The 25802-nt window shown below is 73.0% G+C and carries 24 protein-coding genes (1 of these 24 running past the window's edge); 17 read left to right on the forward strand and 7 right to left on the reverse strand.

All coding sequences use genetic code 11. The features are described from left to right. Positions 1 to 31: 31 nt before the first annotated feature. The 3 genes from HO151_RS04230 to HO151_RS04240 all read right to left on the reverse strand — a co-directional run bounded on the left by HO151_RS04230 (position 32) and on the right by HO151_RS04240 (position 3851). Positions 32 to 169, reverse strand: coding sequence for a hypothetical protein (locus HO151_RS04230; protein ID WP_173894766.1), 138 nt, complete (start codon positions 167 to 169; stop codon positions 32 to 34). A 228-nt stretch (positions 170 to 397) separates the two neighbouring features. Next, positions 398 to 637: a hypothetical protein gene (locus HO151_RS04235; protein ID WP_254594711.1), complete on the reverse strand. Its 240-nt coding sequence runs from the start codon at positions 635 to 637 to the stop codon at positions 398 to 400. A gap of 244 nt (positions 638 to 881) precedes the next feature. Next, a complete protein-coding gene (locus HO151_RS04240) occupies positions 882 to 3851 on the reverse strand; it encodes a BTAD domain-containing putative transcriptional regulator (RefSeq protein ID WP_173894767.1) in 2970 nt (989 codons plus the stop codon). 224 nt (positions 3852 to 4075) lie between these two features. Between HO151_RS04240 and HO151_RS04245 the strand changes: the two genes are divergently transcribed. The 12 genes from HO151_RS04245 to HO151_RS04300 all read left to right on the forward strand — a co-directional run bounded on the left by HO151_RS04245 (position 4076) and on the right by HO151_RS04300 (position 18112). Continuing rightward, the gene (locus tag HO151_RS04245) at positions 4076 to 5305 is read left to right on the forward strand and encodes an amidohydrolase family protein (RefSeq protein WP_173894768.1); all 1230 of its coding nucleotides are present in this window, start codon (positions 4076 to 4078) and stop codon (positions 5303 to 5305) included. Between the two features lie 44 nt (positions 5306 to 5349). Continuing rightward, the gene (locus tag HO151_RS04250) at positions 5350 to 6255 is read left to right on the forward strand and encodes an LLM class F420-dependent oxidoreductase (RefSeq protein ID WP_173894789.1); all 906 of its coding nucleotides are present in this window, start codon (positions 5350 to 5352) and stop codon (positions 6253 to 6255) included. A 64-nt stretch (positions 6256 to 6319) separates the two neighbouring features. Then, complete coding sequence (locus HO151_RS04255; RefSeq protein WP_173894769.1) at positions 6320 to 7138, forward strand: SDR family NAD(P)-dependent oxidoreductase; 819 nt, start codon at positions 6320 to 6322, stop codon at positions 7136 to 7138. Positions 7139 to 7299: 161 nt separating this feature from the next. Beyond that, positions 7300 to 8418 carry an LLM class flavin-dependent oxidoreductase gene (locus tag HO151_RS04260; protein ID WP_173894770.1) on the forward strand — a complete coding sequence of 373 codons (1119 nt, stop codon included), beginning with the start codon at positions 7300 to 7302 and terminating at the stop codon, positions 8416 to 8418. Between the two features lie 75 nt (positions 8419 to 8493). Next, a complete protein-coding gene (locus HO151_RS04265) occupies positions 8494 to 10278 on the forward strand; it encodes a D-aminoacylase (RefSeq protein ID WP_173894771.1) in 1785 nt (594 codons plus the stop codon). Between the two features lie 55 nt (positions 10279 to 10333). Further along, on the forward strand, positions 10334 to 11785 hold the full coding sequence (locus HO151_RS04270) for an aldehyde dehydrogenase family protein (protein WP_173894772.1): 1452 nt from the start codon (positions 10334 to 10336) through the stop codon (positions 11783 to 11785). Between the two features lie 116 nt (positions 11786 to 11901). After that, on the forward strand, positions 11902 to 12771 hold the full coding sequence (locus HO151_RS04275) for a hypothetical protein (protein ID WP_368039418.1): 870 nt from the start codon (positions 11902 to 11904) through the stop codon (positions 12769 to 12771). Positions 12772 to 12995: 224 nt separating this feature from the next. Next, on the forward strand, positions 12996 to 13781 hold the full coding sequence (locus tag HO151_RS04280; protein WP_173894773.1) for an SDR family oxidoreductase: 786 nt from the start codon (positions 12996 to 12998) through the stop codon (positions 13779 to 13781). Positions 13782 to 13855: 74 nt separating this feature from the next. Continuing rightward, positions 13856 to 14794, forward strand: coding sequence for an SDR family NAD(P)-dependent oxidoreductase (locus HO151_RS04285; protein WP_173894774.1), 939 nt, complete (start codon positions 13856 to 13858; stop codon positions 14792 to 14794). A gap of 14 nt (positions 14795 to 14808) precedes the next feature. Then, the gene (locus HO151_RS04290; protein ID WP_173894791.1) at positions 14809 to 15543 is read left to right on the forward strand and encodes a TetR/AcrR family transcriptional regulator; all 735 of its coding nucleotides are present in this window, start codon (positions 14809 to 14811) and stop codon (positions 15541 to 15543) included. Positions 15544 to 15690: 147 nt separating this feature from the next. Further along, positions 15691 to 17403 (forward strand): serine/threonine-protein kinase, encoded by a 1713-nt coding sequence (locus HO151_RS04295; protein WP_173894775.1) that lies wholly within the window; start codon positions 15691 to 15693, stop codon positions 17401 to 17403. A gap of 70 nt (positions 17404 to 17473) precedes the next feature. Further along, positions 17474 to 18112: a LysE family translocator gene (locus tag HO151_RS04300; protein WP_217422848.1), complete on the forward strand. Its 639-nt coding sequence runs from the start codon at positions 17474 to 17476 to the stop codon at positions 18110 to 18112. A gap of 185 nt (positions 18113 to 18297) precedes the next feature. Here the strand turns inward: HO151_RS04300 and abc-f are convergent, their stop codons facing one another. The 4 genes from abc-f to HO151_RS04320 form a co-directional block, all read right to left on the reverse strand. After that, positions 18298 to 20013, reverse strand: a complete 1716-nt coding sequence (gene abc-f, locus HO151_RS04305; protein ID WP_173894777.1) for a ribosomal protection-like ABC-F family protein — start codon at positions 20011 to 20013, stop codon at positions 18298 to 18300. 71 nt (positions 20014 to 20084) lie between these two features. Beyond that, positions 20085 to 20480 (reverse strand): nitroreductase/quinone reductase family protein, encoded by a 396-nt coding sequence (locus HO151_RS04310; protein ID WP_173894778.1) that lies wholly within the window; start codon positions 20478 to 20480, stop codon positions 20085 to 20087. Between the two features lies 1 nt (position 20481). Then, positions 20482 to 20664, reverse strand: a complete 183-nt coding sequence (locus tag HO151_RS04315) for a DUF397 domain-containing protein (RefSeq protein ID WP_173894779.1) — start codon at positions 20662 to 20664, stop codon at positions 20482 to 20484. A gap of 10 nt (positions 20665 to 20674) precedes the next feature. Next, positions 20675 to 21526, reverse strand: coding sequence for a helix-turn-helix transcriptional regulator (locus HO151_RS04320; protein WP_173894780.1), 852 nt, complete (start codon positions 21524 to 21526; stop codon positions 20675 to 20677). Between the two features lie 204 nt (positions 21527 to 21730). Between HO151_RS04320 and HO151_RS04325 the strand changes: the two genes are divergently transcribed. From HO151_RS04325 to HO151_RS04345, 5 genes are all read left to right on the forward strand, one after another. After that, a complete protein-coding gene (locus HO151_RS04325) occupies positions 21731 to 22171 on the forward strand; it encodes an ATP-binding protein (protein ID WP_173894781.1) in 441 nt (146 codons plus the stop codon). Between the two features lie 101 nt (positions 22172 to 22272). Further along, complete coding sequence (locus HO151_RS04330) at positions 22273 to 22548, forward strand: hypothetical protein (protein WP_173894782.1); 276 nt, start codon at positions 22273 to 22275, stop codon at positions 22546 to 22548. Next, complete coding sequence (locus HO151_RS04335; protein ID WP_173894783.1) at positions 22545 to 22826, forward strand: hypothetical protein; 282 nt, start codon at positions 22545 to 22547, stop codon at positions 22824 to 22826. Before HO151_RS04330 ends, HO151_RS04335 begins: the two co-directional genes overlap by 4 nt. 177 nt (positions 22827 to 23003) lie before the next feature. Further along, entirely contained in the window at positions 23004 to 24527 is a 1524-nt protein-coding gene (locus HO151_RS04340) for an alpha/beta hydrolase (protein WP_254594712.1), read from the forward strand. Between the two features lie 97 nt (positions 24528 to 24624). Beyond that, positions 24625 to 25802 carry the 5' portion of a serine/threonine-protein kinase gene (locus HO151_RS04345; RefSeq protein ID WP_173894785.1) on the forward strand. The gene runs 289 nt beyond the window's last position, so the window shows 1178 of its 1467 coding nt (coding positions 1-1178); the start codon lies at positions 24625 to 24627; the stop codon falls past the right edge of the window.

Genomic DNA, 25802 nt, shown 5'->3' on the forward strand with positions numbered 1-25802 from the left:
CGGCCCCCGGCCGATCGCCCATCCCGCCCGCCTACTCGGCCGCCCCAGCCCCCACGCCGACCGCCGGAGGCGCAGGCATGGAGTCGTCGGCCGGTGCCGGGCCTGCCGCCGCGGCGGTGATGCCGAGCACCAGGGCCATCGTGGCCAGGAACTTCCGGGTGCGGTTCATGCCGGCTCCTGCGGTAGCGGGACGATGGGGGCGGTCGGGCGGCGGCGAGGACCGCCGCTCCCTTACAGATATGGATAACCCCGTCCGGCCCGTTCGAACGTCCCACCGGCCGGACCCGCTCCCGGACCCGCCCCCCCGGACAGACCCCGGACAGACCCCGGACAGACCTCGGCCGCGGTGGCTCCCCCTCCGCGCCACCGCGGCCGAACCCCCGTCGGGAGGTTGGTCCTACTTGCCGCCGTCGAGGCCCGGGGCGGGCGGGGACGGCATGCCGTTGTCCAGCGTCCGGATGTCGGTCTCGGCGGGCGGCGTCGGCATTCCGTTGTCGAGCGGCGCGGCCGCCGGGTTCTCGGCGGGCGGGGTGGGCATCCCGTTGTCGAGCGGCGCGGCCGCCGGGTCCTTGGCGGGCGGAGCCGGCATCCCGTTGTCCTGGGTGGTGAACTCCGCGTCCTTGGTCTGCTCGCTCATGTTCTGGTCCCTCCGTTGTGTTGACGAGTGAGGAACGCCCGCCCAGAGACTCCCCCGAGGGCCGCTGGACGGGCGTTCGGAGCCGCACACTAGCCGTTGGGCTCCTGGTCAGACCGCCTGCCCCCCGACGCGACGGTGTGACAGATATGAGAGTGCCGCGTCGAGATAAACGAATGCTGAACGTCCGCAACCGCGTCGCCGCCGCCCCTTTCCCGCCCCTCTCCTCGTGCCGCCGCCCCCCTGCTCACGCCGCCGCGGCATGCGTGAGCAGGGCGCGGACCTCCTCGGCCTGTGCGGCGCCGCCGTTCGACTCCAGCAGGTTGAGCGCCTCGCGCCAGCAGGCCCTGGCCCGGTCCACCTGCCCCAGCATGGTCAGGGCCCGGCCCAGGAGCGTCAGGACGACGCCCTGCATCCGGTCGCCGCCGATGCAGCCGAGCGCGAGCGCCTGCTCGGCGTGCTGGGCCGCCTGCGCGGGCCGGCGGGCCGCCAGGTGCACCTCCGCCATCCGGAAGTTGGTGGTCCCCTCCCAGAGCCGCTGCCGGTGGCTGACGAAGACCGCCAGCGCGTCGGAGAACTGGCCGAGCGCCTCGGCGTGCCGGCCGGCCCGGGTCAGCGCGATGCCCAGGGTGAAGTGGCCGTTGGCCAGCCGCAGGGTCTTGCCGATCTCCAGGTAGGTCGCCAGGGCGCGCTGCGCGATCTCCACCGCCTTGTCGATGTTCCCCATGCCCAGATGGGCCCGGGACAGGTTGCACAGGCTGAGCGCTTCGAGGGGCCGGTTGCCCATCTCCCGGTACACCTCTATCGCCTGTTCGAAGTACGGCTTGCCGCCGGCGAACCGCTCCTGGTGGAGGAAGGTGAGCCCCAGGTCGTTGGCCGCCCAGCTCGTGGCCATGGCGTCGTCGGCGGCGATCGCGAGGTCCATCGCGAGCTGGGCCTGCTCGGCGGTCTGCTGGATGCGGCCGGAGACCAGCAGCGGATGGGTGAGCGTCAGCCGCGCCCTGCCCTCCGCGCGGGTGTCCCCGGCGGCCTGTGTGGCGTCGCACATCGCCTTGGCCGTCGTCTCGTACTGGTGGGTGTTGGCCCCCGACTCGTTGAGGTCCCGGGAGGCCCACAGCAGGTCCACCGCCCGCCGTAGCCGGTCCGTCCCCGCCGCCTGCCGTACGCACGCCAGCAGCGGCGCCGCCTCCGTGTACAGCCAGTCGAGCGCCGCGCTGCCGTCGGTGAAGCGCAGGCCCGGGTACCGCGTCGGCTCCAGGTGGTCCACCAGCCGGTCGCCGGGGCGCTCGATGGCGTAGACCCCGGCCGCCGTGGCCAGGTAGAAGTCCAGCAGCCGCGACATCGCGGCGGCCCGCTCACCCGGCGGGTGCTCGTCGCGCTCGGCGCACGCACGCGCGTAGAGCCGGACCAGGTCGTGGTAGCGGTAGCGGCCGGGCGCCGCCGACTCCAGGAGCGAGGTGTCGACGAGCGACTCCAGCACGTCCTCCGTCTCCTCGACGGGCAGGTCGAGGACGGCGGCGGCCGCCGCCAGGGAGATGTCGGGGCCGTCCGCGAGCCCCAGCAGCCGGAAGGCGCGCGCCTGGGCGGCCTCCAGCTGCCCGTAGCCCAGCTCGAAGGTGGCCTTCACGGCCAGGTCCCCGGCCTGGAGCTCGTCCAGCCGGCGCCGCTCGTCCGCGAGCTTGGCCGCCAGCACCGAGACCGTCCAGGTGCGCCGCGCCGCCAGCCGGGACGCGGCGATCCTGATCGCCAGCGGCAGGAATCCGCAGGCCGCCACCACGTCCAGCGCCGACTGCCGCTCCGAGGCCACCCGCTCCTCGCCGACGATCCTCGTGAAGAGCTGGAGGGCCTCCTCCGGCGACATCACGTCCAGGTCGACCAGGTGCGCGCCGGCCAGGTCGACCATCCGCACCCGCGAGGTCACCAGCGCCGCGCACCCCTCGGTGCCGGGCAGCAGGGGCCGTACCTGGGCCGCGTCCCGCGCGTTGTCCAGCAACACCAGCACCCGGCGGCCGTCCAGCACCGAGCGGTACAGCCCCGCCCGCTCCTCCAGGGAGTCCGGGATCGCCGAGTCCGCCGTGCCCAGGGCGCGCAGGAAGGCGCCCAGGACCGCCTCCGGCTCGGCCGCCCGCGCGCCCGCGCCCTGGAGGTCGACGTACAGCTGCCCGTCCGGGAAGACACCCCGCGACTGGTGGGCGACGTGCACGGCGAGCGTCGTCTTGCCCACGCCGCCGATCCCGGCCAGCGCGGACACCGCCATCACCCGGCCCTCCGAGGTCGCGAGCACCTCGCTCAGCTCGGACACGAAGGACGCCCGGCCGGTGAAGTCCGGGACCGTAGCCGGGAGCTGGGCGGGCCGCACCGGGGCGGCGGCGACCTCCGGCGGGACCAGCGGGGCCGAGGGTTCCGCGAGGTCCGGGTCGGCCTGGAGGATGCGCTGCTGGAGTTCCTGGAGGCCGGGGCGCGGGTCCACGCCCAGCTCGTCGGCCAGCAGCCGCCGGGTGTCCGCGTACACGGCCAGGGCCTCGGCCTGGCGGCCCGAGCGGTACAGCGCCAGCATCAGCAGCTCGCGCAGCCGCTCCCGCAGGGGGTGGGCCGCGGTGAGCGCGGTGAGTTCCGAGACAGCCTCCGCGTGGCAGCCCTGTTCGAGGTCCATGTCCAGGCGGGTCTCGGTGAGCTGGAGGCGCCATTCGTCCAGCCGGGCGCGCTGGGTCTCCGCGTACGGGCCCGGGACGCTCGCCAGCACCTCCCCGTCCCACAGGTTCAGCGCCTTGTTCAGCAGGGCGCGCGCGTGGCACAGGTCGCCCGCCGCCTTCGCCTTCTCCGCGTCGGCCGCCAGTTCCTGGGCCACCGCCAGGTCCAGGGTGCCGCCCGCGCCGCCCGGACCGGAGGCGTCGGAGAGCCGGATCGCGTACCCGCCCGACTCGCTGACCAGGACGCCGGGGGAGAGGACCTTGCGCAGCCGCGAGGCGTACGTACGGACCGCCGCCAGGGCCTGCGAGGGCGGCTCGTCGCCCCACAGGGCGTCGATCAGCTCGCCCGCCGTGGCCGTGCGCCCCTCGCGCAGCAGCAGGGCGGCCAGCAGGGCGCGCTGCTGCGGGGACCCCGTGGGCAGCGCCTCCGCTCCGCGCCAGGCGCGCACCGGGCCGAGCACGCTGAAGCGCAGGGCCGCCGATCCCTCGGGACTCCGCTGCTCCGGCACTCCCGGTACACCGTCCATCGCTGTCCCCCTGCCGTACCGTCATGACAACCAGGCCAGTTTGCCTTGTTCATGGCGGATGCGTCAGCCGTGGGAGACGCCCATCACAGGTCGCCATGCCAAGTTCGGGCAACCCCCTCACAGGGTCGACACCCCGTCCTCGCAACCCCGCGGCGGCGCCCGGCATTCCGGAGACCGGCGCCCACTGGCTGACGGGTCGTCAGATCGGCGCTACCGTACGGCACATGGAGACCTTCCCGAAGATCATCTCGGTGGACGACCACACGGTGGAGCCGCCCGGCGTCTGGCGGGACCGGCTCCCGTCGAAGTACCAGGACAGGGGACCGCGCGTCGTGCGCGCCCCGCTGCGGGAGATGACCTTCCTCGGCGGGAAGTTCGCGCCCGTCATGGGAAACCCCGGGGACGACGGCCCGATCGGCGACTGGTGGGTCTACGAGGACCTGCACCGCCCGCTCACCCGGCTCGACACCGCCGTCGGGTACGACAGGGACGAGATCAAGCTGGAGGTCATCACGTACGAGCGGATGCGCCCCGGCTCGTACGACGTCCCGCAGCGCCTGGCCGACATGGACGTCAACCACGTGCAGTCCGCGCTCTGCTTCCCGACCTTCCCCCGCTTCTGCGGCCAGACCTTCACCGAGGCGAAGGACCATGAACTGGGGCTCCTGTGCGTGCGCGCCTACAACGACTGGATGGTCGAGGAGTGGTGCGGTCCCGAGGCGCGGGGCCGGCTGATCCCGCTCACGCTGATCCCGCTCTGGGACGCGGAACTGGCCGCACGGGAGGTGCGGCGCAACGCCGCCCGGGGGGTGCGCGCCGTCGCCTTCTCCGAGATACCCCCGCACCTGGGACTGCCCTCGGTTCACACGGACGAGTGGGACCCGTTCCTCGCCGCGTGCGACGAGACCGGCACGGTGATCGCCATGCACATCGGGTCGAGCAGCCGGATGCCCTCCACCTCGGCGGACGCCCCGCCCGCCGTCGGCTCCACCATCACCTTCGCCAACTGCTGCTTCTCGATGGTCGACTGGCTGATGAGCGGCAAGTTCGAACGCTTCCCGAACCTCCGGGTCATGTACGCGGAGGGCCAGATCGGCTGGATCCCGTACATCCTCGAACGCGCGGACGTCGTGTGGGAGGAGAACCGCGCCTGGGGCGGCGTCGCGGACAAGGTCCACCGCCCGCCCTCCGAGCTCTTCGCCGAGCACGTCCACGGCTGCTTCTTCGACGACGCCTTCGGGCTGCGGAACCTGGACGCGATCGGCGCCGGCAACGTCCTGTACGAGACCGACTACCCCCACTCCGACTCCACCTGGCCGGAGTCGCGCCAGGTCGGCGAGGCCCAGATGGGCCACCTCGACGCGGACGTCGTGGACCGCATCGTCCGCCGCAACGCCATCGACCTGCTGGGACTGACGGAGGAGGGGCTGTGGGCACCGGCGCGGCAGGGGTGAGCCGGGTGGAGGGGGTCGCCCCCGACGGGCGGCCGGCGTACGGGATGCAGCTCCCGGTCCAGTCCCAGAGCACCCTCTACGCCGAGGCGTGGGAGGCCGACGCCGGTCCGGACGACCTCGTGGAGATCGCCCGGACCGCCGACACCGCCGGCTTCGCGTACCTCGCGAGCTGCGACCACGTCGGGGTCCCGCGACGGCTCGCCGCCGCGATGAGCACCGTCTGGTACGACCCCGTCGCCACCCTCGCCTTCCTGGCCGGGGTCACCCGGCGGGTACGCCTGCTCAGCCACGTCGCGGTCGTCGGCCTGCGCCACCCCCTGGTCACCGCCAAGCAGTACGCGACCCTCGACCACCTCAGCGGGGGCCGGCTGGTCCTCGGGGTCGGCGCCGGGCACGTACGGGAGGAGTTCGAGGCGCTCGGGGTGGACTTCGAGCGGCGCGGGGCCTTGCTGGACGAGTGCGTGGACGCCCTGCGGGCGGCGCTGGGCCCCGACGAGTTCCCCGCCCACCACGGGAAGCTGTACGACTTCGAAGGGCTCGGCCAGCGGCCCCGGCCCGCGCAGGAACGGGTGCCCGTGTGGGTCGGCGGGTCCTCGCCCGCCGCGGTGCGGCGGGCCGCGGTCAGGGGGGACGGGTGGCTGCCGCAGGGCGATCCGCGCGAACGGCTGCCCGGGCAGATCGCCCGGCTGCGGAGGCTGCGCGAGGAGGCGGGGGCGACCGGCCCGTTCACCGTCGGCGCGATCACCGAGCCGCTGTACGTGGGAAGGGCCCCCTGGCGGGTGGGGCGGCGCACGCTCACCGGCACGCCGGAGGAGATCGCCGAGTCCCTGCGGGCGTACCGGGCGATGGGCGTGCACCAGATCCAGGTGCGGTTCCGGTCGCGCAGCCGCAGCGAACTGACGGACCAGATGGCGGCGTTCGGGGTCGGGGTCGCCCCTCTCCTCGGGTAGCGGGCGCGTCCCCGTCGCACGGGCGCCCGCCACCCGAGGAGAGGGAGAGGGAGAAGGAGAGGGCATGGGCAAGCTGGACGGGCGGGTCGTGGTGGTCACCGGGGCGGCCCGGGGGCAGGGGGAACAGGAGGCGCGGCTCTTCGTCGCGGAAGGGGCCGCGGTGGTCCTCGCCGACGTGCTCGACGAGCAGGGCGAGACCCTCGCCGAGGAGCTGGGTCCCCGGGCCCGGTACGTCCATCTGGACGTGAGCCGGGAGGACGACTGGGCCGCGGCGGTGACCGTGGCGAAGGACGCGTACGGGAAGGTCGACGGGCTCGTCAACAACGCCGGCATCCTGCGCTTCAACGCCCTCGTGGACACCCCCCTCGACGAGTTCATGCGGATCGTCCGCGTCAACCAGGTCGGCGTCTTCCTCGGCATCAAGGCCCTGGCCCCCGAGATCGGGGCGGCCGGCGGCGGGACCGTCGTCAACACCGCCTCGTACACCGGCCTCACCGGCATGGCGTACGTCGGCGCGTACAGCGCGACCAAGCACGCGATCGTCGGCCTGACGCGGGTGGCCGCGCTGGAACTGGCGGCGCGGGGCATCCGCGTCAACGCGGTCTGCCCCGGCGCGATCGACACCGCCATGAGCAATCCGGCCCTGCTCGACCCGGCGACGGACCCCGGGGCGGACCCCGGGGCGGACCCCGGGGCGGACTCCGGGGCGGGCGCGGAGGCCGTCGCCCGCTTCTACCGCAAGCTCGTCCCGCTCGGCCGGATCGGCAGGGCCGAGGAGGTCGCCCGGCTCGCCCTCTTCCTGTCCTGCGAGGACTCCTCCTACATCACCGGCCAGCCCTTCGTGATCGACGGGGGATGGCTGGCGGGCGTGAGCGCGGGATGAGTGCGGGGTGGGCGCGCGGTGAGGCGTACGCAGCGGCCCGTCGGCCCTTGACGCCTCACGGGGGCGGTGCAACAGTCGGCGGCAGGCAAATCTGACGGATCGTCAGTTCGCCTGGGTGCGTGCCAGAGGAACTCCAGAGGAACTGGGGACGGTGAACCTCCGTGGAATTCGGGCTCTTCGTACAGGGATACGTGGGCAAGCGGGCCGAGACCGATCCGCTCGCCGAGCACAAGGCACTGATGGAGGAGACCGAGTACGTCATCCAGGCGGACAGGTCCGGCTTCAAGTACGCCTGGGCGTCCGAGCACCACTTCCTGGAGGAGTACTCGCACCTCTCCGCGAACGACGTCTTCCTCGGCTACCTCGCCCACGCGACCGAGCGGATCCACCTGGGGTCCGGCATCTTCAACCCGCTCGCCCAGGTCAACCACCCCGTCAAGGTCGCCGAGAAGGTCGCCATGCTCGACCACCTCTCCGAGGGGCGCTTCGAGTTCGGCAGCGGACGCGGGGCGGGCTCGCACGAGATCCTCGGCTTCCTGCCCGGCATCACCGACATGAACCACACCAAGGAGATCTGGGAGGAGACCATCGCGGAGTTCCCGAAGATGTGGCTCCAGGAGGAGTACCCCGGGTTCCGCGGCAAGCACTGGCAGCTCCCGCCCCGCAAGGTCCTGCCGAAGCCGTACGGGAAGTCACACCCCGCCATGTGGTACGCCGCCGGGTCGCCGCCCTCGTACGCCATGGCCGCCCGCAAGGGGCTCGGGGTGCTCGGCTTCAGCGTGCAGAAGGTCTCCGACATGGAGTGGGTCCTGGAGCAGTACAAGACGGCCGTCGTCGAGGCGGAGCCGGTCGGGGACTTCGTCAACGACAACGTGATGGTGACGACGACGGCGATCTGCGCGCCCACCCACGAGGAGGCGGTACGGGTCGCCGCCGGCGGCGGGCTGCACTACCTGCCCTCGCTCGTCTTCCGCTACCACGACACGTTCCCGCGGCCCGAGGGGTTCCCCGTGTGGCCGCAGACGCTGCCCGAGTACACGGAGGAACTGATCGAACTCCTCATCGCCGAGGAACTGCTGATCTGCGGGGACCCCGACGAGGTGCTCACGCAGTGCAAGCGGTGGGAGCAGGCCGGGGCCGACCAGCTGTCCTTCGGACTGCCGGTCGGGGTGCCGAAGGAGGAGACGCTCCGGACGATCCGGCTGATCGGCGAGCACGTCGTCCCGAAGATCGACACGGATCCCGTGCACCGGACCACGCGGTTCCGTCAGGCCGGCTGAGGTCCGCCGGAGGGCGCGGCCGCATCGTGGTCGCTCGCGCGGTCGCCCGCGCCCCCACAACGAGAAGGGGCTCTGGTGCTCGATCATCTGATCAAAGGCGTGCGGGTCGTCGACGGAACGGGCGGGGCCCCGTACGTCGCCGACGTGGGGATCCGGGACGGCCGGATCGCCGTCGTCGGGAGGGCGGGCGAGGACGGCCGTACGCGCGAGGACGGCCGTACGCGCGAGGAGGCGCGTACGTACGAGGAGGCCCGTACGTACGAGGACGCGCGAGGGCTCGTCCTCACGCCCGGGTTCGTGGACCCCCACACCCACTACGACGCGCAGCTCTTCTGGGACCCGTACGCCACGCCCTCCCTCAACCACGGCGTGACGACCGTCGCGGGCGGGAACTGCGGCTTCACCCTCGCCCCCCTCAACCCCGCACGTCCCGGGGACGCCGACTACACACGGCGGATGATGTCCAAGGTCGAGGGGATGTCGCTGGTCGCCCTGGAGGAGGGCGCGCCGTGGAACTGGAGCGGCTTCGGGGAGTACCTGGACGCCCTGGAAGGACGGATCGCGGTCAACGCCGGCTTCATGGTCGGGCACTGCGCGCTGCGGCGGTACGTCATGGGCCCCGACGCGGTGGGCGGGCAGCCGGACGAGGAGCAGCTGGCCGCGATCGTCCGGCTGGCGCACGAGGCCATGGACGCCGGGGCCTGGGGATTCTCCACCACCCAGTCCTCCACCCACTCCGACGGCGACGGGCGGCCGGTCGCCTCCCGGCACGCGGGACCCGCCGAGCTGCTGGCGCTGTCGCGGGCGGTCGGGGAGCACGAGGGCACCCAGATCGAGGCGATCGTGGCGGGCTGCCTGGACCGGTTCAGCGACGCCGAGATCGACCTGCTGGCGCGGCTGAGCGCGACCGCCGGCCGGCCCCTGAACTGGAACGTCCTGACCATCGACGCCGCCGTCCCCGAACGCGTGCCCCGCCAGCTCCTCGCCAGCGAGCGGGCCCGGGAGACGGGTGGCCGGGTCGTCGCCCTCACCATGCCGATCCTCACCCCGATGAACATGTCGCTGGGCACCTTCTGCGCCCTCAACCTCATCCCCGGCTGGGGCGAGATCCTCGGCCTGCCCGTGCCCGAGCGGATCGCCCGGCTCCGGGACCCCGGCGTCCGGGCCGGGATGCTGCGGCGGGCCCGGTCGAAGGAGGCCGGCGTCTTCCGCCGCCTCGCCGACTTCGGGCGCTACGTCATCGGGGACACGTACAGCCCGCAGAACGAAGGGCTCACCGGACGGGTCGTACGGGACATCGCGGCCGAGCGGGGACAGGAGCCCTTCGAGTGCATCGTCGGGATCTGCGCCGAGGACGGGCTGCGTACGGTCCTGTGGCCCATGCCGACCGACAACGACCCGGACTCCTGGCGCCTGCGCCAGGAGACCTGGCGCCACGAGGACGTGCTGCTCGGCGGCTCGGACGCGGGCGCCCACCTGGACCGGATGTGCGGCGCCCCGTACACCACCCGGTTCCTCGGGGACTGCCTGCGGGGGCGGAGGCTGGTGCCGCTGGAGCAGGCGGTGAAGATGCTCACGGACGACCCGGCGCGGCTCCTCGGGCTCCGGGAGCGCGGCCGGATCCAGGAGGGCTTCCACGCGGACCTCGTGCTCCTCGACCCCGAACGCGTCGACGCGGGCAAGGCCACCCTGGTGCACGACCTGCCGGGGGACAGCCCGCGCCTGGACTCGAAGGCGATCGGCGTCCGGGCCGTGTGGGTCAACGGCGTCGAGTCGATACGGGACGACGTGGTGACCGGGGCCGTACCCGGCAGGGTGCTGCGCTCGGGCCGGGACACGTACACGGTGGGCACGGCATGACGCGGCACCGGAAGCCCGGGGGCGGGCGGCTGGTGGGCAAGCGCTTGGGGGACAGGTGAGCCGGGAGCAGCGGCTGTTCATCGATGGTTCGTGGGTGGAGCCGGACGGCGGCCACTACGAGGTGGTCGACCCGGCGACCGAGGAGGTCGTCGGCGCGGCCCCGGAAGCCTCGCGGGAACAGGTGCACGCGGCGGCGGGCGCGGCCCGCGAGGCCTTCCGCACCTGGTCGCGCACGGCCCCCGAGGAACGGGCCGCCGTCCTGCGCCGGGCGGCCGGGGTGATCCGCCGCCACCTCGGCGCGTACGCCGAACTGGCCCAGGCGGAGACCGGGGCGACGACCGGTACCGCCCGCGGGATGCAGGTGGGGGTCGCCGCGGCCCGCTTCGAGCGGTACGCGCGCGTGGAACCCGCCGAGCAACCGCTGCCCCCGCAGATCAACGAGGCGGGGCCGTTCCGCGGGGCCGCCGTCCTCGGGGCCCTCGCCGTGCGCCGGCCGGTGGGTGTGGTCACCTGCGTCACCTCGTACAACAACCCCTGGGCGAACCCGGCCGGCAAGATCGCGCCGGCGCTGGCGATGGGCAACACGGTCGTCGTGAAACCCGCCCCGCAGGACCCGCTCTCCGTGTACCGGATGGCCGAGGCGCTGGAGGAGGCGGGCGTGCCGCCCGGGGTGGTGAACGTCGTCGGCGGGGCGCGGGCGGAGGTGGGGGAGGCGGCCGTCGACTCGCCCGACGTCGACATGGTGAGCTTCACCGGTTCGACCGCCGTCGGGCGGCGCATCGCCGAGGTGTGCGGACGCGGTATGAAACGGCAGCTGATGGAGCTGGGCGGCAAGGGCGCGGCGCTCGTCTTCGAGGACGCGGACCTGAGGGCGGCGGTCCGGGGGATCGGCACCACCTTCTCGTTCTACAGCGGCCAGATCTGCACGGCCCCGACGCGGGTGCTGGCGCAGCGGCCGGTGTACGACCGGCTGATCGCCCAGCTGACGGCGTACATCGGGTACCTGAAGGTGGGGGACCCGCGGGCCGAGGGCACGACCGTCGGACCGGTGATCTCGGCGGCCCACCGGGACCGCGTCGAGTCGTACGTCGAGCTGGGCCGCGAGGAGGGCGCGCAACTGGTCGCGGGCGGCGGACGGCCGCCCATGGACCGGGGCTTCTACGTGGCGCCCACGCTCCTGGCGGACTGCACCAGCGGCATGCGGGTGGTCCGCGAGGAGATCTTCGGCCCGGTCGTCGTGGTCCTGCCCTTCGACGACGAGGAGGAGGCCCTCGCGCTGGCCGACGACAGCGACTACGGCCTGATCGACTACGTCTGGTCGGGCGACGTGGCCCGCGCCTTCCGCGTCGCGGGCCGGCTGCGGGCGGGCGGGGTCGGCGTCAACACGGTCGGCCGCAACATGGAGGCACCGTTCGGCGGCTTCAAGCAGAGCGGGGTGGGACGGGACGTGGGCTCGTACGCCCTGCACGCGTACTCGGAACTGCAGTCGCTGGTGTGGGAGGCGTAGTCGGGGGCCGGGTTCTCCAGGGGCGGGGAGCTGCCCTTTCCGGGTGCGCGAGGGGCCGCGCGCGAGATGATCTAGAGTTCCCGCACGTGGCGGGCGGTCGACCCGCCGTCCGGAATGTGACCCAGGGGTGGGAATTGATCATTTCATCGACGCCGGCTGCTGCCCGGCGGCAGCACAGACCCGCCGCCCGGCGCGCGCTCACCGCGACGCTGGCCGTCGGCACGGCACTGGCGGCCGTGGTGCTCACGGCCCCGGCCGCCCACGCCGCCGAGAGCGACATCTCGTTCTCGGACGTCGTGATCAACGACGGCAAGCCCGTCGTCGTCGGCCTCAGCGCCGAGGTCGAGGCCTCGCTGACGTACACGGTGAAGAGCAAGGTGGCGCTCGACAGCTGGTGGGTCCAGGCGTACCAGGGTGCCTCCAGCACCGACGCGTACGGCCTCGCGAACACCACGACCCAGTGGAGCTGCCGCCAGTCCTCCGCGGGCGGCTACACCTACCGTGACTGCGACGAGACGATGACCATCGACCCGGACGACATGCCGGGCGGCAACGGCAACAAGCTGGTCAACAGCGACGCAACCGTCTGGAGGACCGTCGGCACGGCCATCAAGAAGAACGGTGGTTACGACACCGACCGGCTCTCCGGGACGGTCCGTCTCCAGCGTGCCTCGCGCATCCAGAGCGCGAACGCGACCCCGGAGCCCGTCACCAAGGGCAAGCAGATCACCGTCACCGGCACCGTGCAGCGCGTCAACTGGAGTGCGCGCCGCTACGACAACTACGGCGGCCGTTCGGTGAAGCTGCAGTTCAAGCCCGCCGGCTCCAGCACCTACAGCACGGTCAAGTCGGTCACGGCGAGCGGCACGGGCGCGCTCAAGGCCACGGTGACCGCCTCCCAGGACGGCACCTGGCGCTGGCGCTACAGCGGCAACACCACGACGGGCGCGAGCAACTCGGCCGGCGACCACGTCGACGTGAAGTAGCACCCTGCCGCCCCCACTGGACCGACCGCACGACGAAGGCCCCGCTCCGGCGGGGCCTTTCGCATTGCCCGTAGCGTCGCTACGGAAAAGGGGTAGCGTCGATATCTTTCAAGTGTTAGCGTTGTTCTCGCCGGGAAGCGAACAGCGCTACCCATCGGGATCCATCGGGATCCATCGGGATCCATCAGGATCAATCGGGATCCATCGGGACGAGGAGCACCGTCATGACGGAGCAGACAGGTACCGGGCGGACGGACAGCGGGCGGACGGACACCGGGGGCCCCACCCGCGTCGCGATCGTCACCGGCGGATCGCGGGGCATCGGGCGCGAGAGCGCGGAGCGGCTGGCGGCCGACGGATTCGCCGTCGTCGTGAACTACGCGGGCAACCGGGCCGAGGCCGAGAAGACCGTCGGCGCGATCACCGAGGCAGGCGGGCAGGCGATCGCGCACCGGGCCGACGTGGCCGACGAGACCGAGGTCGCGGCGCTCTTCGACGCCGCCGAGTCGGCGTACGGCGGCATCGACGTCGTCGTCCACGCGGCCGGCGTCATGACACTGGCCCCACTCGTCGACACCGACCTCGACGCCCTGGACCGGATGCACCGCACCAACATCCGCGGCACCTTCGTCGTCGACCAGCAGGCCGCCCGCCGGCTGCGCGCGGGCGGCGCGATCCTCAACTTCTCCAGCTCCGTCCTGGCACTCGCCCTCCCCGGCTACGCGGGGTACGCCGCCACCAAGGGCGCCGTCGAGGCCATGACGCTGATCCTGGCCCGCGAGATGCGCGGCCGGGACATCACCGTCAACGCCGTGGCGCCCGGCCCGACCGCCACCGCCCTGTTCCTGGACGGCAAGGACGAGGAGACCATCGCGCGCATGGCCGCCCAGCCGCCGCTGGAGCGCCTCGGCGAGCCCCGCGACATTGCGGAGGTCGTGTCCTTCCTGGCCGGCCCGGCCGGCCGCTGGGTCAACGGCCAGGTGATCCGCGCCAACGGCGGCATCGCATAAGCGCTCCCGGCCCCTTCCCTTCTCTCCCCCCTTCCTTCCCCTGCCCCTCCCTCACCCTCCTCAGGAGTGCCGTCATGGGCAAGACGATCGTCATCACGGGCGCGGGTTCCGGGTTCGGCGCGCTCGCCGCGCGGGCCCTGGCAGACGCCGGGCACACGGTCTACGCGGCGATGCGCGACACCCGCGGCCGCAACGCGGACCGGGTCGCCGAGGCCGACGCGTACGCCGCCGTGCACGGGGTCGACCTGCGCACGGTCGAACTGGACGTCCTCTCCCAGGAGTCCGCGGACGCCGCCGTCGCCGAGGTCCTGGCCGGGGCCGGCACGCCGGACGTCGTCGTCCACAACGCGGGCCACATGGTGACGGGCCCCACCGAGGCATTCACCCCCGGGGAACTGGCCGCGGTGTACGACACCAACGTGCTCGGCACCCAGCGCGTCAACCGCGCCGTCCTCCCGCACCTGCGCGCCCAGGAGCACGGCCTGGTGCTCTGGGTCGGCTCGACCTCGACCAGGGGCGGCACCCCGCCCTATCTCGCGCCGTACTTCGCCGCGAAGGCAGCGATGGACGCGCTCGCGGTGTCGTACGCGGCCGAGCTGGCCCGTTTCGGCATCGAGACGACCATCGTGGTGCCGGGCGCCTTCACCTCGGGCACGAACCACTTCGCGTCCGGCGGCCACCCCTCCGAGGGGACGGTCCTGCCCGCGTACGAGGAGCGGTACGGGGACCTGACGGCCCAGGTCGCCGAGCGCCTCGCCGCCCTCGCCCCGGCCGACGCCCCCGCGTCCCTGGTGGCCGACGCGATCGTCGAGGTCGTCGGCACCCCGCACGGCAAGCGGCCCTTCCGGGTCCACGTCGACCCCGCGGACGACGGTTCGGAGGAGGTCAGCCGGGTCGCGGACCGCGTCCGCGCGGAGTTCCTGACGCGGATCGGACTGGCGGACCTGCTCGCCCCGCACTCCCCGTCCGCCCCTCGCTCCGGCATATGGGCTCGGATACCGTCACGGCCGTGAACACCGTGAACACCATGAGTACGAATACGAGAGCGCGCATTCTCGAAGTGGCGGCGGCCCTGGTCGCCGAGTCCCCCGACGGGGACGTGTCGACCAGGGCCGTGTGCGAGGCGGCGGGGGTCGGCGCCCCCGCCCTCTACCGCCACTTCGGGGACAAGGAGGGGCTGCTGTCGGCGGTCGTCGACCACGGCTGGGACAAGTACCTGGCGACCAAGCGCGACCGCCCTCCCGGCACGGACCCCGTCGAGGACCTGCGCAGCGGCTGGGACACGCACGTGGAGTTCGCCCTGGCGAACCCGAACCTGTTCCGCCTGATGCACTCACCCGCCATGCGTACGCCCCCGGCGGCGGCCCTGGAGTCCCACTCCATCCTCACCGCGGACCTGCGACGGGCGGCCGCGCAGGGCAAGGTGCGCATGGCCCCCGAACTGGCAGCACAGATGATCATGTCGTCGAACGTCGGCGTGGCCCTGATGCTGGTCTCCCGCCCGGCGACGTTCACGGACGACAGCATGTCCCGGCGCGTACGGGACGCGGTCCACGCCGCGGTCTTCACCCCGGACGTACCACCGCCCGCCGGTCCGGTCCCCGCCTCCGGGGCGGCCGAGCCGGACGGACCCCAGGTCCCCGCCGCGGCGGCCCGTCTGAACGCCCTCCTGCGCCGGTCCTCGGCCCCCGCCCTCAGCCCCGCCGAGGACGCCCTGCTGACGGAGTGGCTGACCCGCCTCTCGAACACCCCGCTCGATTAAGCCCTGTTAGGCCCCATATCCTGATCAACAACTCCATGGACCCTTGCTGCCGTGCCGGTTGCGCCGGTCGTGCTGGTCGTACCGGTCACGCCGTTCGGCCGGTCGGACCAGGGCCCAGGGGATCAGGGACCGGGGGGAACGAAGCCGATGACCGACGCGACCGACGCGACCAAGGTGTTCGAACCGCTGCAGGCGGACGACCCGCCCGCGGTGGCCGGTTACCGCCTCGCGGCGCGGCTCGGCGCGGGAGGCATGGGGCGGGTCTACCTGTCCCACACCCAGGGCGGCCGGCCGGTCGCGATCAAGGTGATCAGACCGGAGCTCGCGGACGACCCGGCCTTCCGGCGGGGGTTCCGCCGGGAGATCAAGGCCGCCCAGCGGGTCCGCGGCGCCTACACGGCCGAACTGATCGACGCCGACGCGGACGGCGTACCGCCGTGGCTGGCCACGCTGTACGTGCCCGGCCCCTCCCTGGCGGAGGCCGTCGCCCGGCGCGGCCCCCTGCCGGTGCCGGCGGTGCTGTGGCTGATGGCGGGGGTGGCCGAGGCGCTGGAAGCCGTCCACGGCGCGGGAATCGTGCACCGGGACCTGAAGCCCTCGAACGTGCTGCTGGCCGCCGACGGGCCGCGGGTGATCGACTTCGGCATCTCGCTGGCCGCCGACGTCACCTCGTACACGGCCACCGGTGCCACGGTCGGCACGCCTCAGTTCATGGCCCCCGAGCAGGCGTCCGCCGGTGAGGTCACGACGGCGACCGACGTCTTCGCGCTCGGCCAGACGGCGGCGTTCGCTGCACTGGGCAGACCGCTGTACGGGGAGGGTTCCGCGGTCGGTGTGCTGTACCGGATCGTGCACTCGGAACCCGACCTGTCCCTGCTGCCCGCACAGCTCCGTCCGCTGATGGCCCGGTGCCTCGCCGCCGATCCGCGGGAGCGGGCGACGCCCGCTGAGATCGTCACGTGGTGCAGGCAGCGGCTGGGCGCGGAGACCGGAGCGGGGGAAGGGACGGGCCCGGCCGTCTGGCGGGAGATCGCGGGCCCGGAGGTGACGGTCCCCCCACCGGTGCCCCACCCCACCCCGGTCCACACGCTGCCGCTGCACTCGCACCCGCAGACGCCGCAGCCCCAGCCGTACGCACAGCGGTCCCCATGGGCGCCACCGCAGACGCAGCCGACGTGGAAGGACCAGGGCCCGGCCCGACGCCGGCGCACCGGGCTGATCGCGGCCGCCGCCGCGACGGCGGGCGCGCTGCTGCTGGCGGGCGTGACCTGGACGGCACTGGAGGTGGGGAACCGGCTCGGCGACCGGGACGAGGGCGCGTCCTCCACGTCCGGCTCGACGGCGCCGGGAGGACCACCGGCAACCGGACGCGCCTCCGGGGCGGATGACGCAGACGCGGAGGGAACAGCGGGGGCCGGCGGGCGGACCTCGAAGGACCCGGAACCCCTCACGACCGCTTCCGAATCGCCGAAGATGAACGCGCACCCCCTGCAATGGCTGGACGCGAAGACCTCACTGAGCTTCAAGAAGCCGATCGGCCGCAAGGACCGCAAGGGGGACATCCGGTTCTACTGCAAGGAGATCAGCTGCGGACTGGAGAGCGACACCAGCCTGTTCGTCATGGTGCCCGGCGATCCGGGAGCCACCCTCGACACGTGCCGCCTGCTCCTCGACGGGGCCGAGAAGGACAGGACCCTCTACCGTGAACTTCCGCTGGCCGGGGCGGCGGCCGGCACCGAGATCTGCGTCAAGCACTCCTCCGGGGACGTCGCGCTGCTCGTGCTCCAGGTGAAGTCGACCGCGCTGCCGGAGGCCGCTTTCCTGACCTTGGACATGACGGTGTGGCGGGGAGCCGTGTAGCCGGACGGACCGTCGCCGCCGCCGGAAAACCGCTACCGGTCGATCGGGTCCCGGGACCAGGATGGGCGGCATGGTGTCCACAGACCGGTTGCTCGCCTTCGCCGCCATGTCGTTCCTGCTGATCGTGGTCCCCGGACCCAGCGTGCTGTTCGTGGTCGGCCGGGCGCTGGCCCAGGGGCGCAGGGCCGCGCTGACCACGGTCGTGGGGAACACGCTGGGCGCGTACGTCCTCGTCGTGGCGGTCGCCCTCGGCGTCGGGGCCGTGGTGGAGCGCTCGGTGGTCGTCTTCATGACGCTGAAGCTGGTGGGGGCGGCGTACCTCGTGTACCTGGGGGTGAAGGCGGTGCGGCAGCGCGGGTCGCTGCATGCCGCGTTCACCGGTGACGAGCCCGCGCAGAGCGGACTGCGCACGCTGTGGGAGGGGTTCGCGGTCGGCGTGGCCAACCCGAAGACGATCGTGTTCTTCGCCGCCGTCCTGCCGCAGTTCGTCGACCGCGGCCAGGGCCACGTCATGGCGCAGATGCTGCTGCTCGGCCTGGTCTTCAACCTCATCGCGGTGGCCTCGGACAGCGTGTGGGGCCTGGGCGCGGCCGCCGCGCGGACCTGGTTCGCCAGTTCACCGCGACGCCTCGCCATGGTCGGCGGGGCCGGCGGGGTCACGATGATCGGCCTCGGCGTCACGATCGCCGCGACGGGCCGCAAGGACTAGAGCCCGCCGTTCGGGGGGTAAACGTTCGGACGAGATCGGATCGTCCTCGGGGAGGACGTGCGGCCGGCTCTCCGCGACGCGTGGAGCGCCCGTCCCGCCGGCTGATCCGCAGCACGCCCCGGCATGTCGCGCGAGGGCCCGCGGAGCCGGTCGGTCCGGTGATCCGGACGGAACGCCTCCAGCGGTCACGGCGCGGGCACGGTCGTCGGCAGGTCCAGGCGGGTCCCGTCGAAGCGTTCGCGCAGGAGCCGGTCGTGCGTCACCACGACCAGGGTGCCGGTGTAGCGGGCCAGCGCCGCCTCGACGTCCTCCACCAGGGCGGGGGCGAGGTGGTTGGTCGGCTCGTCGAGGAGCAGCAGGTCGAGCGGACCGGCCGTGACGAGCCGCGCCAGTTCGAGCTTGCGGCGCTGCCCGGCGGACAGGTCCCGTACGGGAACGGCGAGATCGGCGCCGCGGAACAGACCGAGCGCGAGCAGTGCGTCGGCGTGCTCGTCGGGCTGCCCCACCCGGTCGGCCGCGAAGGCCGTGAGCAGCGTACGGGCGTCGGAGGCGTCGTCGGGCGCGCTCCGCTGGCGCAGGAATCCGACTCGGCGGGGCCGGTGCAGGACACCGGTGTCGGGCGTCAGCTCCCCCGCGAGCAACTGGAGGAGGGTGGTCTTGCCGGCGCCGTTGGGCCCGGTGACCAGGAGCCGTTCGCCGGGGCCGAGTTCCAGGGACGGAACGTACAGCCGTCCTTCGACCGAGACGTCCTCCAGACGCACCGCCGCCGATGCCTCCCCGGCGGTCGGCGCGCTCTCGACGCGGCCCGTGAACCGCAGTGGCTGCGGGGGCGGCGGCACGGGGTGCTCCATGAGCCGCTGCACCCGCTCGCGTGCGTTGCGGATGCGGCTCTGTGCGCCGTGCGCCCGCGAGCGCGCCCGGAAGGCGCCGGCGCCGCTGAACCCCCGCGGCCCCTTGTGCGGGATCTCCGCCAGCATGCCCGCACCGGATTCGGCGAGGCGTTCCTGCCGGGCGACCTCGTCGCGCCACTGCTCGTGCTCCCACGCCCACCGGGCGCGGGCCGCCGCCTTGGCGGTGAGGAAGCCGGCGTACCCGTTGCCGTAGCGCCGTACCGTGCGCCGGTCCTGGTCGACCTCCAGGACGGTGCCGGTGACGCGTTCCAGGAAGGCCCGGTCGTGCGTGGCCACGACGACCGTGCCCCGGTGCCGGCGCAGATGTCCTTCGAGCCAGGCCACGGCCTCGTCGTCCAGGTCGTTGGTCGGTTCGTCGAGCAGCAGCAGTTCGGGGGCCGCGGCCAGGGTCGCGGCGAGCGCGAGGCGGGAGCGCTGTCCGCCGGAGAGGGTGTTCAGCGCCCGCTCCCGGTCCGGCGGCGCGTGCTCGCCGAGCCGGCGCAGGGTCACCTCGACCCGGCGGTCCGCCCCGTGCCCGCCCCGCGCCTCGAACTCGGCGACGAGTGCGGCGTAGTGCTCGAACCCGGCGGGCCCGGCCGTGCCCAGGGCGGCCTCGGCGGCACGGATACGCCGCTCCAGGGCACGCAGCTCACCCAGTACGTGGTCCACGGCGTCGCCCACCCGAGCCGAACCGGGCAGGTCGAGGGTCTGGCGGAGGTAACCGGTCCCGCCCGGTGCCACGACGGTCAGGCTGCCGTTGTCGACCGGCTCCTGCCCCGCCAGCAGCCGCAGGAGCGTGGACTTCCCGGAGCCGTTGTCCCCGACGATCCCGACCTTCTCGCCGGGCCGGACGGTGAGGGACACGCGGTCCAGCACCACGCGGTCGCCGTAGCGCTTGGTCACCCCGGCGAGAGCGATCTGCGAGGTGGTGACGGGGGGAGCGGTGACGGTGGTGTCGACGGGAGCACGGTGCAAGAGCAGTCCTTTGTCCGGCGGTCGGGTGATGGACATGAAGCTAGACGCAACGGTCCGTCTCGTCAAGGGGGTGGGTCGGAACCCGGTCGGCAGCGGCGGCGGCCGGGTCAGTCGTCCAGGTCGATCCTGATCGTCAGCAGGTTCGTGCCGAACGCCCGGACCGCGCCGCTGTTGAACCGCGGCAGCGACTTCAGGCGGGCGCGGGGGTCGTCCTCCGGCATCGGGTGGGCGGTGCCGTGGTGCCACCGCCCGCCGATCCGGACCCGCACCTTCGGGTCGACCCGGATGTTGCGTACGTACTGCGACTTGTCGCCGTACTCGGAGACGAGCCAGAACGCCTGCCCGACGCGGCGTCCGCCGACCGGTGTGCGGCGGGGGAGCCCGGAGGTGCGCCCGGTCGTCTCCAGCAGCGTCTGGAACGGCAGCCGCCGGGTCACCGGGTTGGCCACCCGCCGCTGGAACGCGGTGACGACCCGGAACCGGAGGTCCTGACCGCGGAGCACGTCAGTCCCGCCCTTCCTTGAGCATGCGGAGAAGGGACCCGAAGGCGTCCGGGGAGGCCCCGAGTATGACTCCGCCGGGGTCACCGCTTTCGGTGAGACGGACGGCTTGCGTGGCGCCGGCGACGTGCAGGCAGGACTCGCCCTGCCCGCAGTAGGACGACTTCTGCCAGGAGCGGTCGAGCATTTCGGTCCCTTCACAGGTCTTGAGCGATGGCGTGAATGAAATCGCGGGACCTCTCGGGTGAGAGGGCCACGGACTCCATGCGGTCGAGGAGGACGCGGTACGTGTTCAGTTGCGCTTCGGCGTCCACGAATGCGGGGCCGTGGGACTGGTCCAGCGAGACGGTGTCCAGTTGGGGAACCGACCCGTAGATGTACAGAATCGTCTGCCCGGAACCCGGGTAGGCGCCGATCGCGAACGGGATCACCTGGACCGTGATGTGGCTGTGCCGGCTCTGCTCGATCAAGTGCCCGAGTTGGCGTCGGGCCACCGAGGGGCCACCGACCGGTACGCGCAGCGCGGCTTCGTGGATGATCGCGCGGTACGGGACCGGGTCGGGCCCGTCCAGCAGCGCTTGGCGCTGGAGCCGGTGACTCACCCGGTGCTCGATGTCGGTGCGGGAGAACTCGGGAACGACCTGCCGGAAGATCTCGCGGGCATGATCCGTGATCTGGAGAAGACCTGGAATGTGTGCGGTGTTGGCGGACCGCAGACGTCTGGAGTGCTGCTCCAGTTCGGCGATGTCCAGCAGCGGGGTGGGCAGCACTTCGCGGAAGGTTTCCCACCATCCTCCCGCCCGCTCGGTGGCGAGCTCGAACAACCCGTCGATGTACTCGGTGTCGGAGCAGCGATAGATGCGGGCCAGCGCACGAAGGCGGTCCCGGCTCACACCGAACCGACTGGCCTCGATGTTGCTGAGCTGGGCCTGGCTGACGCCGAGTTGACGGGCGCCCTCGGTGACGGTGAGCCCCGCGCGCTCACGCATCCGCCGCAGTTCGGTACCGAGACGCAGCCGACGGGCGGTGGTGGCGATCCTGGGCGCCATGGCTCAACTCTCCTTGCGCAACAGAATGTTGTTGTCACCCACACGAGGGAAAACCTCATGCTATTGCCAGAATGGGAAATGTATTAAGTGGCGAGCCGCTAGCTTATTGATGCAGGCGCCACCACCCAGAAGCACCCCGTTCGACGGAGCGGCACGGTCACTGGGCTCCGAAGCCAATCCTCCGCTCGTGATCGGAGACTTCCGATGGCCACCGTATCCCCGCCCTGGGCGTACACCCTCCAACTCCCGCACGATCCACGCGCACCAGGTATCGCCCGTGCGACCCTGCGCCTCGTTCTTGCCGCACACGACCTCGCCGGCCTCGCCCCCACCGCGGAACTGCTCGCCTCCGAGCTGCTCACCAACGCCCACCCGCACACCAAGGGTCCGTACGCCCTGCGCATCCGCTCCTCGGCGGAGCCGGGCCGGCTGCGGATCGCGGTGTGGGACTCCGACTCCGGGATCCCGCCGGCCTTCACCGCCCCGCCCGCCACGGGCGACGTACCACCGGATTCCGCGGAGAACGGCCGGGGTCTGCACCTCGTACGGGCCTGCGCGGACACCTGGGGCGCACACGTCCTGGGAGACGCCCGCGGCGGCAAGCTCCTGTGGGCCGAGTGCGGACCCACGGAAGCCACGCGGTGAACGCGCCGCTGCGGGCCTTCACGCGGGGCGTGCGCCGTCCGCCGCGCGAGAGCGGCGCCATACTGGGGAGTGAAGCCATGCCCCTCCACCAGGAGCAGACCATGAGCGCACAGCCTGTGTACGGCCGGGGAGCGATGCCCCTGCCGGAGATCCGGACCGTGGACGACCTGCGCGCCGCGCTCAGCCGTTACGGGTTTCCCGGCGACCGGGAGCGGTTCGAGGAGGAACTGGCGACAGCTATAGGAGCTTCGCCGACCGAGGACTTCGCGGGTGCCGCAGCCGTGGTGAGGGCTTACCGCCATCGCGTACGGATCAGGAACTCGGCGGAGGTCATGGCGGCTCTCGAAGACGCGCGCACCGGGGACGGCGGCACATGAGCGGAGTCCCGCTGGAGGAGGCCGAGCCCGCCAGGAAGGCGTTCGTCGACCTCACGGAGGGGGAGCGGAAGGTGGTCCGGGACGCGCTCGCGGCCATCGGGCGCGATCCGGCGGCCGGCCGCGAGATCCCCGGCTGGCGACCGCCCTCCGTGGAGTACACGTACACGACTCCCCTTGCCGAGGACTCCGCCGAAGCGGTCACCGTCGTGTACACGCACACGCCTGGCCTCGGAGTGACCGTCGTGTACTACTTCCGGGATCCGCAGGTGGTGGACTGAGCACGCGGCGTCACCGGCGGTGGGACCGTCCCCGTGGGGGCTGCTTCATTCACCCGGACGGGTGGGACCGTATGTGCGAAACGGTAGCGGGGCGGGGCGGGCGGTTCGGGAAACCGCCCGACCGACAGGCCAGTTGGCCGCATGGGATCCGTCCGTCCCGTCCGCGAGGCTCGTCGCATGGTGACCACCAAGCGAAAATTCGGCCTTCTCGCCGCCTTCGGTGCGGTGCTCGCGCTCACTCCCCCGTATGTCGCGACCACCGCGTCCACCGCGTCCACCGCGTCCACCGGGTACGGCGGCACGCCCCTCGTCTGGGGCGCGTGCGAAGGGCGCGGGCTCGATCCCCGGCAGCAGTGCGCCACCGTCGACGTGCCGCTGGACCACTCCGAACCCGGTCCCGGGGGCGAGCGGATCGGGATCGCCGTGTCCCGGATTCCCGCCGAGGAGCCGGAGGCCCGCCGCGGGGTCCTGCTGATGATCGCCGGCGGTCCCGGCGGCGGCAGTCTCGACGAGATCTCCGGGAAGGGGCAGCGGCTGCCGCAGGAGGTGCGGAACGCGTACGACCTGGTCGGGTTCGACCCGCGAGGGGTCGGCCGGTCCGCACCCGTGAGCTGCGGGCTCGACCGGGAGGACCTGGCCACGACCAGATTCTGGCCCTGGCCCGCCGCGGACGGCTCCGTCGCCGGGAACATGGCCACCGCCCGGCGGACGGCCGCCGCCTGCGACCGCAACGGCGGCGAACTGATCCGGCACATCGGTACCGCCGACAACGCCCGCGACCTCGACCTCGTCCGCGCGGCCCTCGGCGAGCGCAGGCTGTCCGCGTGGGGCGTCTCGTACGGGGCGTACCTCGGTGCCGTCTACCGCGAGCTGTTCCCCCACCGCACCGACCGGTTCGTGCTGGACAGCAACCCGGACGGCACCGGCTCCCTCAGCCACGGCGACTTCCCCCGCGGCATGTGGGCCGGGTTCGAGGGCGGTGTCGAGGACGCCTTCCCCGAGTTCGCCGAGTGGGCGTCCAGGGACGGGAACCCGTACCGGCTCGCCCCGACGGCGGACGGGGTCCGGGACCTCTTCCTGCGGCTCGCCGGGCGGCTCGACCGCGAACCGCTCCCCTGGCCGGGCGCCGCTCCGGCGGAGCTGAACGGCAACGTCCTGCGCCAGGCCATGGTCTACGCGCTGTACGGCCCCGACGACTTCCCGGGGCTGGCCGAGCTGATCCGGGCCGCACAGCGGGGCGAGACCCCGCCCGCGCCCGAGCAGGCCCCCGAGCCCTTCCTCCAGAACGCCCTCGCCGTCGCCCTCGCCACCTTCTGCAACGACGGCGACTGGCCGCGGTCGAGTGCCGTGTACCAGGCGGCGGTCGACCGCAGCCGGGCCGAGCACCCGCTGACCGCGGGGATGCCCCGCAACGCCACGGCCTGTGCGGCCTGGCCCTCGTACCCGAAGCCGGACCCGGTACGGATCACCGACCGCGGCCGCTCCGCCGTGCTGCTCGTCCAGAACGAGCGCGACCCCGCCACCCCGCTCGCCGGCGCCCGCGCGGTCCGGGCCGCCCTCGGCGGACGGGCCGTCATGGTGACCGTCGGCTCGACCGGGCACGAGGTCTATCTCGCGCAGGGCAACGCCTGCGGGGACGGGGCCGTCACCCGTTACCTGACGTCGGGCCGGCGCCCCGCGCGGGACATGCACTGCCCGTAGACGCAATAGACGCAGCAGACGCAGGGTTCGCGCGCGCCACCCCCTCCCCATCTCCTATCCTCGCTGCGAAGGCGTCGCCGGGGAAAAAGGAACATGCATGGACGGGTTGGCCCCGGACGATCCGGGCTGGATAGGCAACTACCGACTGCTCGGAAGACTCGGCGAGGGCGGCATGGGGCGGGTGTACCTGGCCCGCTCCGACCGCGGCCGTACCGTCGCGGTCAAGGTCGTCCAGGAACAACTCGCCCGCAAGCCCGACTTCAGGCGCCGCTTCGCCCAGGAGGTCAAGGCCGCCCAGCGGGTCGGCGGTGAGTGGACGGCGCCCGTCCTGGACGCCGACACGGAGGCGGCGACACCGTGGGTGGCCACCGGCTACGTCGCCGGACCCTCGCTCGCCGAGGTGGTGGACAAGCAGTACGGCCCCCTGCCCCCGAAGTCAGTACGGGCACTGGCGACCGGACTCGTCCGCGCGCTCCAGGCCATCCACGGCGCGGGGCTCGTCCACCGCGACCTCAAACCGTCCAACGTCCTGGTGACGATCGACGGCCCCCGCGTCATCGACTTCGGCATCGCGCGCGCCCTCGACCCGTCCATGGAGTCCGGTGACGGGCTGACCCTGACGGGTGTCGTCGTCGGGTCGCCGGGCTTCATGTCGCCCGAGCAGGTGCGCGGGGAGCGGGTGACGTACGCGAGTGACGTCTTCTGCCTGGGCGCCGTGCTGGCGTACACCGCGACGGGACGGATGCCGTTCGGCGCCGGTGAGGGCGGCATCCACTCGCTGCTCTTCCGCATCGCCGGCGAGGAGCCGGACCTCACGGGGATCCCCGAGCCGTGGGACCGGCTGATCGCCTGGTGCCTCGCCAAGGACCCGGCCCGGCGGCCGTCCCTCGACGACCTGTCGCAGCACATCGAGGGCATCGACGGCGCCGGGGGGATCAAGGGCGCGGGCGGCGCGTGGCTGCCCGGCGAGGTGCTGGCGGAGCTGGGCAGACACGCCGTGCAGCTCCTCGACATCGAGAACCCGCAGAACCCGCAGAACCCGCAGGACTCGCAGAGCCCGCAGGACCCGCGGAGCCGTGCGCTCGCCGGGCAGGCACCGGCGGCGGCGTCCTCCCTGCACACTCCGGCGCACGCGTCAGCGCACATCCCGGGGCACACTCCAGCGCACACCCCGGTGCAGGGCTTCGGCCCGCCGCTCGCCTACGCCCCCTCCCCGCCCCCGTGGCAGAGCCCGCCGCCGGGCGGCCTGCACGCGGGCGGTCCGCACCCGGGCGG

It is taken from the genome of Streptomyces sp. 8P21H-1, assembly GCF_013302945.1.

Excerpts from the sequence above, each read along its gene's own strand:
- HO151_RS04335 (WP_173894783.1), top strand. The coding sequence starts at position 22,545 with ATGAGCGGAGTCCCGCTGGAGGAGGCCGAGCCCGCCAGGAAGGCGTTC.
- HO151_RS04300 (WP_217422848.1), top strand. The coding sequence starts at position 17,474 with ATGGTGTCCACAGACCGGTTGCTCGCCTTCGCCGCCATGTCGTTCCTG.
- HO151_RS04240 (WP_173894767.1), bottom strand. The coding sequence starts at position 3,851 with ATGGACGGTGTACCGGGAGTGCCGGAGCAGCGGAGTCCCGAGGGATCG.
- HO151_RS04290 (WP_173894791.1), top strand. The coding sequence starts at position 14,809 with ATGAGTACGAATACGAGAGCGCGCATTCTCGAAGTGGCGGCGGCCCTG.
- HO151_RS04245 (WP_173894768.1), top strand. The coding sequence starts at position 4,076 with ATGGAGACCTTCCCGAAGATCATCTCGGTGGACGACCACACGGTGGAG.
- HO151_RS04255 (WP_173894769.1), top strand. The coding sequence starts at position 6,320 with ATGGGCAAGCTGGACGGGCGGGTCGTGGTGGTCACCGGGGCGGCCCGG.
- HO151_RS04295 (WP_173894775.1), top strand. The coding sequence starts at position 15,691 with ATGACCGACGCGACCGACGCGACCAAGGTGTTCGAACCGCTGCAGGCG.
- HO151_RS04250 (WP_173894789.1), top strand. The coding sequence starts at position 5,350 with ATGCAGCTCCCGGTCCAGTCCCAGAGCACCCTCTACGCCGAGGCGTGG.
- HO151_RS04320 (WP_173894780.1), bottom strand. The coding sequence starts at position 21,526 with ATGGCGCCCAGGATCGCCACCACCGCCCGTCGGCTGCGTCTCGGTACC.
- HO151_RS04330 (WP_173894782.1), top strand. The coding sequence starts at position 22,273 with ATGAGCGCACAGCCTGTGTACGGCCGGGGAGCGATGCCCCTGCCGGAG.
- HO151_RS04315 (WP_173894779.1), bottom strand. The coding sequence starts at position 20,664 with ATGCTCGACCGCTCCTGGCAGAAGTCGTCCTACTGCGGGCAGGGCGAG.
- HO151_RS04325 (WP_173894781.1), top strand. The coding sequence starts at position 21,731 with ATGGCCACCGTATCCCCGCCCTGGGCGTACACCCTCCAACTCCCGCAC.
- HO151_RS04280 (WP_173894773.1), top strand. The coding sequence starts at position 12,996 with ATGACGGAGCAGACAGGTACCGGGCGGACGGACAGCGGGCGGACGGAC.
- abc-f (WP_173894777.1), bottom strand. The coding sequence starts at position 20,013 with ATGTCCATCACCCGACCGCCGGACAAAGGACTGCTCTTGCACCGTGCT.
- HO151_RS04230 (WP_173894766.1), bottom strand. The coding sequence starts at position 169 with ATGAACCGCACCCGGAAGTTCCTGGCCACGATGGCCCTGGTGCTCGGC.
- HO151_RS04340 (WP_254594712.1), top strand. The coding sequence starts at position 23,004 with ATGGTGACCACCAAGCGAAAATTCGGCCTTCTCGCCGCCTTCGGTGCG.
- HO151_RS04285 (WP_173894774.1), top strand. The coding sequence starts at position 13,856 with ATGGGCAAGACGATCGTCATCACGGGCGCGGGTTCCGGGTTCGGCGCG.
- HO151_RS04235 (WP_254594711.1), bottom strand. The coding sequence starts at position 637 with ATGAGCGAGCAGACCAAGGACGCGGAGTTCACCACCCAGGACAACGGG.